15 protein-coding genes and 1 pseudogene are annotated in these 12,838 nt (G+C 41.8%); 8 read left to right on the plus strand and 8 right to left on the minus strand.

Annotated features, from left to right (window positions below; genetic code table 11):
* The 5 genes from KIO97_RS19040 to KIO97_RS19060 form a co-directional block, all read left to right on the plus strand.
* On the plus strand, nucleotides 1-776 hold a 776-nt coding region (locus KIO97_RS19040; protein WP_285383691.1), incomplete at its 5' end, for a hypothetical protein.
* Between the two features lie 153 nt (nucleotides 777-929).
* Entirely contained in the window at nucleotides 930-1,538 is a 609-nt protein-coding gene (locus KIO97_RS27050; protein ID WP_373417329.1) for an SLATT domain-containing protein, read from the plus strand.
* A 158-nt stretch (nucleotides 1,539-1,696) separates the two neighbouring features.
* Nucleotides 1,697-2,248, plus strand: coding sequence for a mobilome CxxCx(11)CxxC protein (locus KIO97_RS19050; RefSeq protein ID WP_285383789.1), 552 nt, complete (start codon nucleotides 1,697-1,699; stop codon nucleotides 2,246-2,248).
* Between the two features lie 12 nt (nucleotides 2,249-2,260).
* A complete protein-coding gene (locus tag KIO97_RS19055) occupies nucleotides 2,261-2,491 on the plus strand; it encodes a hypothetical protein (RefSeq protein ID WP_285383692.1) in 231 nt (76 codons plus the stop codon).
* A 132-nt stretch (nucleotides 2,492-2,623) separates the two neighbouring features.
* Nucleotides 2,624-3,334, plus strand: coding sequence for a phospholipase D family protein (locus tag KIO97_RS19060; RefSeq protein WP_285383693.1), 711 nt, complete (start codon nucleotides 2,624-2,626; stop codon nucleotides 3,332-3,334).
* Nucleotides 3,335-3,997: 663 nt separating this feature from the next.
* On the opposite strand, the gene KIO97_RS19065 is transcribed toward KIO97_RS19060, so the two are convergent.
* Nucleotides 3,998-4,363 (minus strand): regulator, encoded by a 366-nt coding sequence (locus tag KIO97_RS19065; protein WP_285383694.1) that lies wholly within the window; start codon nucleotides 4,361-4,363, stop codon nucleotides 3,998-4,000.
* Nucleotides 4,364-4,574: 211 nt separating this feature from the next.
* Between KIO97_RS19065 and KIO97_RS19070 the strand changes: the two are divergent.
* Nucleotides 4,575-4,873, plus strand: a pseudogene (locus KIO97_RS19070) (phage protein); the annotation flags it as partial.
* 2 nt (nucleotides 4,874-4,875) lie between these two features.
* On the opposite strand, the gene KIO97_RS19075 reads toward KIO97_RS19070, so the two are convergent.
* Nucleotides 4,876-5,319, minus strand: coding sequence for a hypothetical protein (locus tag KIO97_RS19075; RefSeq protein WP_069218665.1), 444 nt, complete (start codon nucleotides 5,317-5,319; stop codon nucleotides 4,876-4,878).
* Nucleotides 5,285-6,202 (minus strand): hypothetical protein, encoded by a 918-nt coding sequence (locus tag KIO97_RS19080; RefSeq protein ID WP_285383695.1) that lies wholly within the window; start codon nucleotides 6,200-6,202, stop codon nucleotides 5,285-5,287. The genes KIO97_RS19075 and KIO97_RS19080 overlap by 35 nt, the downstream gene beginning before the upstream one ends.
* Before the next feature lie 519 nt (nucleotides 6,203-6,721).
* On the opposite strand from KIO97_RS19080, the gene KIO97_RS19085 reads away from it, so the two are divergent.
* Both KIO97_RS19085 and KIO97_RS19090 read left to right on the plus strand, forming a co-directional pair.
* Nucleotides 6,722-7,252, plus strand: a complete 531-nt coding sequence (locus KIO97_RS19085; RefSeq protein WP_285383696.1) for a hypothetical protein — start codon at nucleotides 6,722-6,724, stop codon at nucleotides 7,250-7,252.
* 2 nt (nucleotides 7,253-7,254) lie between these two features.
* A complete protein-coding gene (locus KIO97_RS19090) occupies nucleotides 7,255-7,434 on the plus strand; it encodes a hypothetical protein (RefSeq protein WP_285383697.1) in 180 nt (59 codons plus the stop codon).
* A 1,002-nt stretch (nucleotides 7,435-8,436) separates the two neighbouring features.
* Here the strand turns inward: KIO97_RS19090 and KIO97_RS19095 are convergent.
* From KIO97_RS19095 to vxrA, 5 genes are read right to left on the minus strand one after another with little or no spacing between them, the layout of a single operon-like run.
* Complete coding sequence (locus KIO97_RS19095; RefSeq protein WP_005427041.1) at nucleotides 8,437-8,592, minus strand: YoaH family protein; 156 nt, start codon at nucleotides 8,590-8,592, stop codon at nucleotides 8,437-8,439.
* Nucleotides 8,593-8,634: 42 nt separating this feature from the next.
* Nucleotides 8,635-9,756 (minus strand): conjugal transfer protein TraF, encoded by a 1,122-nt coding sequence (locus KIO97_RS19100; RefSeq protein ID WP_045457038.1) that lies wholly within the window; start codon nucleotides 9,754-9,756, stop codon nucleotides 8,635-8,637.
* A gap of 59 nt (nucleotides 9,757-9,815) precedes the next feature.
* Entirely contained in the window at nucleotides 9,816-10,697 is an 882-nt protein-coding gene (locus KIO97_RS19105) for a DUF2861 family protein (protein WP_005427200.1), read from the minus strand.
* Nucleotides 10,698-10,705: 8 nt separating this feature from the next.
* Entirely contained in the window at nucleotides 10,706-11,368 is a 663-nt protein-coding gene (vxrB, locus tag KIO97_RS19110; protein WP_005427102.1) for a response regulator transcription factor VxrB, read from the minus strand.
* On the minus strand, nucleotides 11,343-12,764 hold the full coding sequence (gene vxrA / locus KIO97_RS19115) for a sensor histidine kinase VxrA (protein WP_306417212.1): 1,422 nt from the start codon (nucleotides 12,762-12,764) through the stop codon (nucleotides 11,343-11,345). Before vxrA ends, vxrB begins: the two co-directional genes overlap by 26 nt.
* Nucleotides 12,765-12,838 lie beyond the last annotated feature (74 nt).

A 12,838-nucleotide genomic window follows, 5' to 3' on the forward strand; every position in this document is an offset into this window, starting at 1 on the left:
CCTTAACAGGGCGTTATGTGTCCGAAGAGCTCACAATTATCGAGAGTAAGATGAAATTGATTCGAAATATGAAAGACTCGCTTTTGAATGCAGGTGAAGCGGCAAAGGAACTCTGTCAGGCTACAGAGTCTTCAATAGATTTTTTCATTGAAAGTGAAGTCTTGTCGGAAGTCCCATTCGTAGAGTATGCGTTCTCAATAAAGAATGCATATGATAAATACCAAGTCGCAAAGGTTAAAAGAAACTATGCTAACTTTATCAAGTCTGCATCCACTCTAAACTCGGAAGAAGCCCTATATTTCACCGATCAGATTTTTGCTAATACTGAGCAGGCGGAAGAAGCAGCTGAATCCATTTTTGAAATTATTACTTCTGCAGAGCGCCCAATTAAGGCTGAAATACTTGGACGCCTCTGTGTTAGTTTTGCTAAGGGTAAAATCGACCTGAATGAGTTTAACTCGTTAATGCATATTACATGTGCTGCAACAGTTCCCGCTCTTAGAGCGATGCAAGGGCTAATGAACTTATATAGCAATCAAGTAAGAACCTATTATCAACGTTCAAAGCCATATATAGCTCAATTATCCTCTGTTGGTTTGGCTGTTAACTCTGGTAAATCAAACGGTTGGGAGCTGACAGAGTTAGGAATTCAACTAGCTTCATTTGGTTTTGGGCTTACGCTATATCAAGCTGATGGCAAATTGTATGAAATGCCAACAGAACTTAGTGAGTCGAACGAATTTCTAGTCTTCGAAGGTGACGAAGAAAACACATAACAAACGCTTCAAGACGGATTCGCAACGCGTAGCATTCTTGGTTTGCGGTAAATTTAGTGATTTAGGTGGTGTGCGGAAACATCGTATTGCGTTGCTCACCACTTAAGCGGGCGTTAAGTTTCTTCTTCAAAGTAAGGTACACAATAAATATAAATGAAATCATACGAATATTTACATAAAAGAGTATTGGTTACATCTAAAGCTAGGTATGAAGCTAGTAGGCGTTTAAGGCTCCACAGTTGGTGCTCTCAATGGACACTCGCGTTTCTAGCTGTCGGGCAGATAGTTCTAGCACTGTTTACTACGTTTGATCTTGTTGATGACTCAGTGACGAAGAACCAAATTGATATGGCTAGTCTATTTTTTGCGGTAGTTGTTCTTACATATTCATTATTACTTGGTATGGGGGATTTCTCTGCTAGATCTTCGAATATTCATCAATGTGGTTTGGAGTTGGCAGAACTTTCACGGAAACTACATTATCGTGTGACGCACCAATATCAATCTACCGAACATGAATATTTAGACTTCGTGAATAGCTACTATATTTGCCTTAACAGGCACGAAAACCATGTTTCACATGATTATCTGATTGCAAGATTGGACTACCTCATTGAGCATGGGAAAAAACCATCCAATTCTGATGTACTTCTTAACTATAAGTTGAAAATATATTGGTATCGAGCGTTAGGTTTTTCCCATTATATTCTTTCAATCACTTTGCTGCTTCTTTGGTCTTGGCATTTGGTGAGTTTCAGTTAACTAAAAGAAACTTAACAATCTGTTTAAGAGTGATTCGCAACGCATGGCATTTTTACCATGCGTTGGTTTTAGTGTTTAAGGTGGTGTGCGGCGGCTTCGGTATTGCGTTGCTCACCCCTTAACAAGGCGTTAGTTATATAGGAGGAATATTGAATACAGTGGATATGAAAAAAGAATGTTTTGACTGTGAGTTTTATAGTTTTGGAACAGTGAAAATATTTGAGAAAAGAGTAAAGCATTACGGTACTTGGCTAAAAAGAATATCATTTTTAGGATTACTATCTCCGGTTCTTTTAGGCGGCTTTGTTGCGGCATTTAGCACTGATAGTGAAGTGTTAAAACAAATCTTACTGCCCTTATGTGGTCTATTAACAATAGCGCAGGCTGTACTTTCACTGTTTTCACTCGTCTATAAGTGGGATGAAAAGTACTCGTATGCAATTGGCGCTGTCCGAAGTAACACGAGGCTAACAACAGAGTTTAGTAAGCTCAAGAAAATTAGCGAAGAAAAACTAAACGATCTATATCAACCTATACGTGATGAATATGACCGTCAGAATGAAAGCGACATGGGTCAAATGATCAGCGATGAAGAAAAGAGATTCGCAATGAAGTACAGTCTCTTTCATTTCAAAAGTACATGTCCAACATGTAATGTTAAGCCCATCAACTTAAATCCAACAGCATGTGATACATGCGGTAACTTTTAGGAAGTAATTAATATGAATGATAGTGTTAAATTTGTTTTAAACGGTTTTCGTAAACTAAGTGACGCAGAAAAACGAGAGTTTTTCGAAATGATTAAAGATTTCGAAGATTATCCTCACACCACAGAGCGAAAGATTAAAGACTCGATCGGGCTAGAAAACATATCCGAAGCATCAATATTGAATAAGTCAAACCGAGTTGTGTTTGGACCTTCTCCTTCGGGTTGTGCATGCTGCGGTAAATAAACCATACAATCTGTTTAAGAGTGATTCGCAACGCGTGGCATTTGACCACGCGTTTTTCATTTCTAATGCTTGATCCAATATGCCCTTAGACGTAGCCTATGTGCGCTAGGTTTTATATGTCAAGGATATGAAATGGCTAAGTTTTTAAACACAAGTGCTACAAACTACTACCTCGAAGAACTTATCAAAAATGCTTCAGAAAGGCTGATTCTTATCAGCCCTTTTCTCAAACTGAATGACCGTATTCGAGAGCTTTTAGAAGATAAAGATCGCTTAAAGATTGATATCAGAATTGTCTATGGTAAGAGCGAACTTCAACCAGACGAGATTAACTGGCTTAAAGGGCTCTCTTTTGTTCGTACAAGCTTTTGTAAGAATCTTCATGCTAAGTGTTACATGAACGAAAGCTCATGCATAATTACAAGCTTGAATCTTTACGAGTTCAGTCAGGTAAACAACAATGAGATGGGTATCTTCATTGACCGTGATGAAGATGCGGAAATCTACAAAGACTCTTACGAAGAAGCGCAACGCATCATCCGTATAAGTGATGAGGTGAGAATATCTTTAGAGAAGGTGCAAGCTGAATCATCCCCTTCCGAAAGTATTGAGCCAGCTGCTAACGTACAAGAACAAACGAAGATCACCTCTTCTAAGTTAGCGAAAAAGCACAACCTCAAAACGGACGATTTCCTTAAACTGTGTGTTACTAAGGGATACCTATCTTTTGATGATGGCAAGCATTCGTTAACAGATGAGGGTAAGTCGTTTGGTGGCGAGTTCAAATACAGTAAGCGCTTCGGCCCCTACTTCATTTGGCCTGAGTCACTAGAGGTCGTATAGATTCAAATAAGGCTCCCTTTGGAGCCTTTCTCCTCTATATCTGTTAGCGCGTTAAAAAACGCAAAATTATCGCCTCCACCTTGTACATAGCTAGATAGCTACAATCTCTCGTATTTTAGTTTGATGCTTTTTATTCAAAGTGCTGTGTAAATCACACATTTGGAAATATTGTATTATATATCAATAATTTAAATTACATGGCGTAAAAATCAAATGGACAATAAAGGACATTTAAGGCAAGGCCTGTTGAATCTTATACAACCGTATTTAAAAAAGTAGCGTAGGTCGATTTGGAATAGCCAGAAGGGATCGATATACTAGAAAAACTTACAAAACAGTAGGTAATAAAAAAGCCCTATGCATTGGGCCTAGGGCTTTCTGTTCTATAGAAATAGAGGGCGTTACAAGGAATGATAGAAATAACCACTCACTTGAGTGCTGAAGAGATAATAGCAATTTTAACCGCGATTACAGCTTTAGTAGGGGCAGTAACCAATTCTATAGTCAAGATAAGAGGAGACAAAAACAAATAAGCCTCTAAAAAGAGTTCAGTATGAGTTGCCGCTCATCTGGGCTCTTTTCTCTTGAGAAGTATTACAACACAACCTAACAAGAGATACAAAAAAAATTGCGCGGCGCAATTTAAATCTGGAATCCTTACTTTTACACCATTTTCTTCAACACTCTCGCATACTTCAGTATTTGGTGAGCAATTGCCATATCATTTGAAGCGCCTAACTCTAACAATGCTACACCAATTAACACTTGTTGAGCCGTGACTCGCTGGCCAGTTGGAAGCTCTAAGCGATCATGCCTCATTACGAAGTTTTCCCAGTCATCGCAGATGCTCAGTTCCCTGCCCTTGTTCATGCGCATCAGCCGTCTACACTCTGGCGGAATGGCTTTTCCCTTATCCCACTGTTTGATCGTCCTCACACTTTTCAAACAAAGTTCAGCGGCTTCTTCAACGGTTAAACCACATTCAAATTCACGAAAAATATAGTTTTTTGTCATTTCGTGATACTTCATTGAACTGTCCCTCAAAAGCGGGACATTTTATAAATAAGTGATATGCAACTGCATTAAACATAAGGGCCCATAATGCGCACTGAATTTGTAAACCCAAAGCGATAATGTCCTAATATTTCCAAGTTAAAATGCCTCTTTAGTTCGTAGATACTAAGCTTTGCTTACAAACAGCTAAGGATACGTTTCTCTATTATCCAAGATGTGTTGAACAAATGGCACGGTTCCAATCAATCCCATGGCAGAAAAACTCATGTTGATTATAATGATTTACGTTGGTCTGGCTTTCGTGTCTGTGAGAAACGCGCCATCATCATCACGCCATCTGGTCGTGAGTTCAGTCCGAAAGAATTGGAAAGTTTTGTGTTCTGGCGTGACGAGCATCGTCAGCTTGTCGAAAAGTTTGGGCATATAGACCATCCTAAGGTCTATCCCGCAAAGAAAAATGTTCTACCGTTTCGTGGCGGCCATCGAATGAAAGCCGCCGAGTGGATACCATCAAAAAAGCGTTGAAATTACTTTTTCGCTAAAACTTGTGCGTTTAGGTTATCTATTATGAACCGGTACGATGCATAGATGAAAACCGCCGCCTGTATAAAATATATGGGCGTTGGAGGTGTCTCCTCTACATTAATTATCCATACCGTTGCAGCTGCTGGTAACAACCCACAGACTATGTAGCGAAGAAAAACAGTAACCATATACGGTGCATCAAACTCTTTTTTCTCCCCCAAGAGCGTTAAGTAAGTGCACATAGATTGTGAGAAAATTACAAAACTAATCAATGACCAATCAGACAACATGAAGAGTGCTTTGGCACCTTCAAACACACCCAATTGATACACCTTGATAAAGGCTATGATTAGAAATGGTATAACGATAAACGCATAAGAGTTAAAAACTATTCTCAGTCTCTTTTTTTGCTCAGAAGAGAGATTCTTGTTTTGCTGTTGAGTCATAATTCACTTTTAACTTAGATACAACTGCATCTCGAACCCGAGGTTTACCATTTACAGGTTCATAACGGTTGTAGCTGACAGTCACTTCGACGTTGTCTCTAGATGTTATACCTAAATGCTCGCCACGCATATACTCTTCTACCCACTTCGCGGCTTGCCCTTCAAACGAGGAAATAACATACTCGTCGCCCGTCTTTGTGCTTTTAACTACCCACTTACGCCTACCTTCATTGATAGGAGCAATGACCTTTAAAGTGTCTGGACCATCTTTATATGGCACGACGACGACTCGTTTGACATCGGAACGCTTCAGAGTGCTTTTAAACGAAGTGTTTAGAGTGCGAATGTTATCGCTACTAAAGATTGTCTTAATCGTTTCGGATTGCTCTAAGTTAGAGAATGAGTTCGTCAAATCTTCAAGTACCTCATATAAAATTAGAGGGTCTATAAAAGGAGCTTCTTTGAGTTCAAACTCTTCTTGCAGCCAAATGGAAATTTCCTCGCAAATACAATCCAGTTTATCTTTGTCGTTGACGTCTTCAGTTGTTATTTCTTCCAGCTTTTCAATCGCTTTGTTATCAATGCCACTAATCTTTTCACATTCCTTGTCTGATTGTTTTAGCATTGTTTGACCAGCGATACTAAACATTTTCTTTATCCGAGCGATACCAAGTGATGCATTCTCAGCCTTTACGTACTCGTATGAAATTTCACAATTTGGGTCTACTGCTTCAGCTAAATGCTTCTCAAACTTTTCAGTGGCGCGAAGATAAAAACCAGCTGCTAAAAGCAGTTGATGACTATTTTCACGATGTTCGTTGTAGTCAATTTTTACGCGTGACAAGCCATCGTTAAAATTGATTGCGGTTGGGAGGGTTTTCAAATAACTAACCTTGGACGATAAAAAAAGAAGTCGATTATACTATAAGTAACGAATCATATAGAATGTTGTAGTGACTGTATTTTATTGTTTTAAATCAAAAAAAGCCGAACCCCATCGCTAAGGTTCGGCTTTTGTAGGCTTCTTGATTTTGGTGGACGTCGATGAAAACGAATTGGAAGCCTGTCGAGGTCAATCGACCTGCCAAATGTATTGACTCCCTGCCCCCTGTGTAAATCGTCATTATTGTGGGTTCGAAGTCTGTCGCACGTTTTCATCCTTTATGCGTCAGCGTTGCGCGAAGCTTTTAGAACCAACATGCTATCTAGGCAGAATCATTCTTCCCTACCTGACGGTTTATTGAGCCAAACGATAGTTCTATTTAGAATGAGAACTAAAGTTAAATCTGGTCGTTTGTGGGATCCTCGATAGATTCTCATGATTTTATAAAATCAATCATTGCACTGAGTTACAACAGAGAATATATATTGCTCGCAAATTCATAATAAGAGTCAATATGTTGTGCTAATTACAAAATCAAAAGCGTTATGCCTACCCCTACTTTTCCTATCTTACAATGCAGTGGCTGAAAGCGATTTCTCTGTAGAAACGATCTTAAGTGGCCATCAAGTGTCTCAGTTTGCTTTGGGTGACACGGATGGTGATGGCAGAGACGAGATCATTTTTCTTGACCAATATGGCACCATGAAAATCGCCAGAAACTTCGCGAACCCAAGTTCAATCAACATGCTAACAAATACCAAGTGGAGTCTGACTGATAACTGGAAGCTTCAGTTCTTAGATCAAGCTTACCCTAGTACCGATATCCGAGTGCGCATGACTTACGAGCATAATGGCAATGTGTTTAAGTCAGGTGTCGGTGTGGCCACCAAACAAGATGGCAAAATAGAAATTAATATTAACGGATATGGTGGTAACCCAGCAGTGACGATCAACTATCTGTCTGTTGCGAATGGTGCAATGAAGGGTAATTACAAGGATATCCAATACAGTAACTCAAGAAGCTTCCCAATGAATGCCCAAATGGATTGATATTGAAGATTAGTTTGGCCCTATCTGCGAACCAACGCGGTAAACCTTTCATCAACACTATGTTGTGTTTTCGGTGTGGTTGGGAACGAAGTGAATCAGACTACTATGAAGAGCAAAAAGCCGAACCCCATCGCCAAGGGTTCGGCTTTTTAGTAGGCTTCTCACTGATCATGGAAACGTAAGTATTAACATTTTCGAAGCCCGTCTAGGTCAATAGACATGCCCAAGGTATCGGTTCAGATTACGCTGTGTAAATCATCATTAGTATGGTTCTGAACTCACTCGAAAGGTTTAAACGTTTTGAAGACCCACATTACACAATGTTTAGACACACTCTACATAACTCACCCAGCCGGCACGCTTCGTTTCCTTTTGGCGCCCGCCACTCGGTTTCTGTTTTGAGGGTTTCCGTCTTGAAGCAAAATCAAGTGAAGAAAGCAAGCGTCCCTCCAAGCAGTAATTGATGTTCGTTACCAATGTTTGCTCTCTGTATTCATTATCAAAGGTACGAGCGGCTGGTCTCCTCTCTTTATATTAGACCAAAAGTGACGATGTAACATGTAAGTAAAACTGCCCTCAAAGTGCTATGGCTCGCTATGTAGCCCAGTGATCATTTTCTCTCACATAACGGCTCTAACTGGACATCCAACCAATCTCAATTCGTGCGATTTAGGCTTTTAGATTTTCCGTTTCCCTCGAGTATTTCTGGTTCTATGGAATTTAGTCCGCAAGTACTTACTGCCTTTAAAAGTCCCTATATACAATATTTAAATTACCCAACCTGAGAGTGACAGTGTCTCTTTTGGATTTTTACAGGATATTTAACTACTCTGAAAACCCTTTAAATTTAGCTTTGTAATTTAATTACAAGCGCAGGCGGCAAGTGAGTATGCATTAGTTCTTTATATTGAGTTAAGTCGCTGTATTTAAACAAGTTAACGCTTGGGGTGGGTTTTTTGCAGGGTTTTCGACTGCTTGGAAAAGGTGACAGTTAATTACGATTAGTAAAATTTTACCAATGCATTATGGCAGTGTTTTCCACTCTACTTTGGGTCTATGAGTGTGACGCGGTAACTAAATGTTTTGTCAGATGAACGTGGCGGAAAGGTGGTGAGTTGTCTGTTTTCGAGGGATATACAACGGGCGTAAAAAAGCAGGGTCTGTGCCCTGCTCTTTGTAATTTCTTAGTCTTGTTTCTTTGCGGCGTATTCTGCTCGAATTTGCTCTGCAACGATCTTAATCGCTTCTGCGGTACTAGTGCCCTTTTGCATTAGTTCTTGAATACGTTCTACAGCTTGTTGCTGTTCTTGATGGGACAGAGGTGGTAAATCGTCAAACATAAAAAAGCTCCTCAATGTGAGGAGCTGACTATAACGATTCGCTTAATAGGTCGCAAGGAAATTAATTGAAGCGCCCATTGCATCTGCGTTGGTGTATCGGGCAGCAATGTCTATTTCAATTAAGTTAAGTGGCGATAAGCCAAGACCGGCAGTGATCGTCCCCTCGTCATCTGAACGAGCTAGGTTTGTCATATAACCGCCACGAAGTGCAAGCTGGCGAAGGACATCAATCTCAAAACCGGCGCGTAGCATTTGTGTGTTGTCATCAAATGTAGAGAACTTCTTCTCTTCGTTTAAATCGTAATCGACACTAAAGCTAAAGTAATCGGCTACGTAACCCGCACCAACGGTGTAAACTGGTCGCATGCTGTACTCATAGGATTGGATCGTGTCGCCGTTGTATGTGAACGATTTGGTTTTCACGTCGCGGCCAATCAAGTTCTTGGCAGAGATACCCAAGCGATATGGTCCAAAGAACCAAAGTGCGCCAGCATCTAAGTTGAACATGGTTTCTGCGGTTTCATTTTCACGCAGGTCTTTAGTGTCAAATGCGGCAAAGCTGGTCGCGTATGAATAGGTGTAGATGCGTTGCAGTTTTGGTGTGATACCAAATGACAGGTGCTGGTTCATGAAGTTGGTGTACTTCGCCAGTGAAATACCCGCTTCCGCCACGCCAATGGAGACACCGCGCACGTAACTGTCATTTAACGGGTCGCCGCTTACAGTATCGATGGTCGGCTCTACGAACGATTCGGTATACAGTTTGCCGTAAGCGGTCGCAGATAAGAACTTGTTTGGGATACCAACGGCAACCACACCGCCTAAATCGAAGTCCATTTTCTGGCCATCAATGGCATTTAATGAATTTACGATTTCGGTTGGGTCCGTGAGCTTGCCTATTCGCTCAATCTCATCGATTAAACCGTTTTGGTCGTTATAGTTGATACCAAAGCTCGGCACAATCATACCTGCGTCGTCGTTACGTCGGTAAATGGCGGTAAGCGCTGGGTTAAAGAATGGTGCGGTTAGGTAAGAGGCAGATACGGTGCCAACGCCACCCATTGCATCACTGCGAGCTTCAATTGCGTAAGTGGCAGCAGAAGCAGCGCCTGAGAATAGCGCTGCAGTCATAGTGGTGGCTAAAATTTTGTATTGTGTCTTCATACTACACTTGTGTTTTCGTTCTTCCTGAACTTATATCGGCACAAGTTTAATTTCTTTAGCTATTCTTCGAGAGAAACATCATAAGTTCGGCTAATAGTTTGAGCTTGCTCCACAATTATGTCCCCTTGCCAACGGCGACTGTTAATGCTGACAGCTAAAACGTAGCGATCGTTTGGAATACCGTCGAGTTCGAGTGCATTTGGGTAGTTCGATTCGTAGGTCTTTTTCCACACTTGATCGTATTGGCCTTCGATGTAGTCGTATAAGCCTACTTCCAATTGCGGTAAAGGACAGTGCGGGTTACGAAGTGCGCTCTTTTCTACTTTCCAATTCTCTTTTGATGTCCAACGAACGTATTGCGATGAGTTTGAATCCCCCAAAATCACCCAAGTGCGATATGTGCGCTTGTCTTTTGTGGTGATAGAGAGATGGTACAACCCCGCGTCTAACTTACCGGTTAAGTTATAGCGTTTAAGGAAGTTGCGTTCGTTAGCCAGCTCGGTTCCCTCTTGCGGCTCTTCATAATTGAAGGAGCTATCAGCAGAGATTGAGCTATCAACCCAACGCCGAAATGAGATGTCTTCGATATCGGTTGTCGCGCGCAGCTTAACCACGAGTCGATAGGTATCTCGCCCTGGGCTTTGAATAGTTTGGCGGATAACGTTAATACCGCTGATCCAATCTGGAAGCGTAACGCCTGTGAGAGACTTACCACAGTCTTTTGATAATGATTGAGCGAGCAAGTCATTAAGATGCGGTCTGGTTTCTTTGTTGGGTTCGCTTTGCCAAAGTTCAACAAGGGAGTTGAACATGCCACCAAGGTCATCCTCTAACAGGTGTTGGTGTGCTTGAGTTAAAGGCGTATTGGATTGAAACCAGTCCGTTGCATGGACTGGTTTCACTAACAGTAATGATAGAACTACAGGAAGTAGTGTTTTCATTCTTGCGATTACGCTTTCATCTTGTAGCCAACGCCACGAAGCGTTTCGATTTCAAGACCTGGCAGTTTTTGACGAAGCTGCAGGACGTGTGTGTCTACTGTACGAGTTGTAGGGAAATGGTTGTAACCCCAAACGTGGTCTAGTAGTTCATCACGCGTAAACACGCGGCCAAGGTTTGATGCCAAGAACAACAGCAGATCAAACTCAGTACGAGTCAGTGTGATCATTTCGCCTTTGAATACAACTTCGCGTGTCGCGCGGTCGATTTCTAGGTCTTTGGTCATCACTTTGTCAGCGTTGCCCTGTTCTGCTGCATCTGGTGCACGAAGTTGTGCACGAATACGAGCAAATAGCTCGGCTTCAGCAAAAGGTTTCGTTAAGTAGTCGTTCGCGCCAGAATCTAGACCAGCAACTTTATCTTTAACAGTAACAAGTGCAGTAAGCAGAATTACTGGAACATCTTTAATTTTTTTCCATTCAGGAAGAGATTGTACTGAATCGCCATCTGGTAGTTGGCGGTCCAGAATGACTAAGTCAGCCTTTTTCCATTGTGGCTCAACGTCTGAAATACGCTCCACATGTAAACACTCATATCCTGCTTGTTCCAGGCTTACTAACAGGCCGTCAGCCAAGTTTTTATCGTCCTCAACGAGAAGCAGTGTCTGTTTCACAAGGTATCTCCAATATAAAGGTTGTAGGTGGTCCCATTAGGGACATTTTTCCGCCCATGCGGCCTACCATTGATTCAACTATTGTTAATCCAAGCCCTAGTCCGCTCTTACTTACGAACGGTTTTCTTAGGTTTGCCCAATCTTTTGCAGTCAAGCTGCCGGCATCTATGACTTGGATAATGATCTTATCTGCACTGGTTTCTACACGTAGTTCTACCGGTGCTTCGCCATACTTCAGTGCGTTTCGTAGCAAGTTGTCGATACAGGTCCCAAGCCAGTACACGTTAACTTTAGCAGCTACATCTTCGTTTATTTTGAATAGTACAGCGTTATCAAATTCTTCTTCAATCTTATATTCTAGCCATTCTGCAACCGATGGAACCCAGTCTGTTGCAAGCATTTGGTTATCAGATTGCAAATAATCTTTACTTGCCTCCGCTAACTGGCGTAATCGGCGCGTATCTTCGCACAATCGGCGAAATTCGTCGTAAACACTTTCAGGAAGATGTTCAAACTCGCGACGGAATCCCTCAACGGTTAAAGACAACGATGCAATTGGCGTTCTTAGCTCGTGCGTTAGAATCTGCAGTACCAGCATACGGCTGCGCATTTCTTCACGCTTGCTGTTCCAACGATACACTGCCCAGCCTATTACCAGCAAGATGTTGGCAATCACAAGGATGATCATACTGATCCGTAACACTTGTGAGTGATCTTCTACATCCCAGCAGATATTGCCGCGTTTTACGAAACAGCTTCGGCTTTCTGATGCTAATCCGTAAGACAGGCCAGCGTTTGCAACGTTTTCCTGCCATACGTTTTTGGCGAATACAAAATAATGGTCGCCACGGCGTAGCCACAGCTCTTTGCCTTCAATAAACATGCTCGCGCCGGCGATGAGTGCGTTGATCGCATCGTCATCCATATTTTGCAAGCTTGCGAGTAGTTCATCCCCTTCATCGTTAGTTCGCTCTTTGATATGCATGTATTGAGCAAGTTTAGGACGAAGCTCTGGATACTTTTCTGCATAACGCGCTGCATAGGTTCCCCCACCTGGGTGGATCAAACCGCTGCGCGAGAACCAACGCGGTGTCAGTAGCGTCCCCTTACATATGGCACGCGTAAAGACTAAAGGTTCAGTAATTAAAGGGCTTAACGGTAACTTTCCGCGACACGTGTTGGCTAAACGGTACAACTGCTGAATATCTTTCAGCGGGTAGTCTGCCGTTTGCGGCAACATTGAGTCCGGCGAGAGCAATTTGGTTGGGTAGTTAGATTGCAGTATGCGTATATCATACGATTTAAGGGCTACTTCGTAATTAAATAGCTCTGTAAACGTATCTATTCGTTCTGGTAATGAATCTGCAAATGCGGGTGCCGAGAAAATTGGCAGCATTAAAGCAGAACGGAGCAAAAACTGTTTAATCAAACTGTTACCGGTACTTGTTATATTAGCCAGAACTATACATC

This window comes from Vibrio sp. B181a (assembly GCF_030248375.1).
In the GTDB taxonomy this organism is placed as follows: domain Bacteria; phylum Pseudomonadota; class Gammaproteobacteria; order Enterobacterales; family Vibrionaceae; genus Vibrio; species Vibrio campbellii.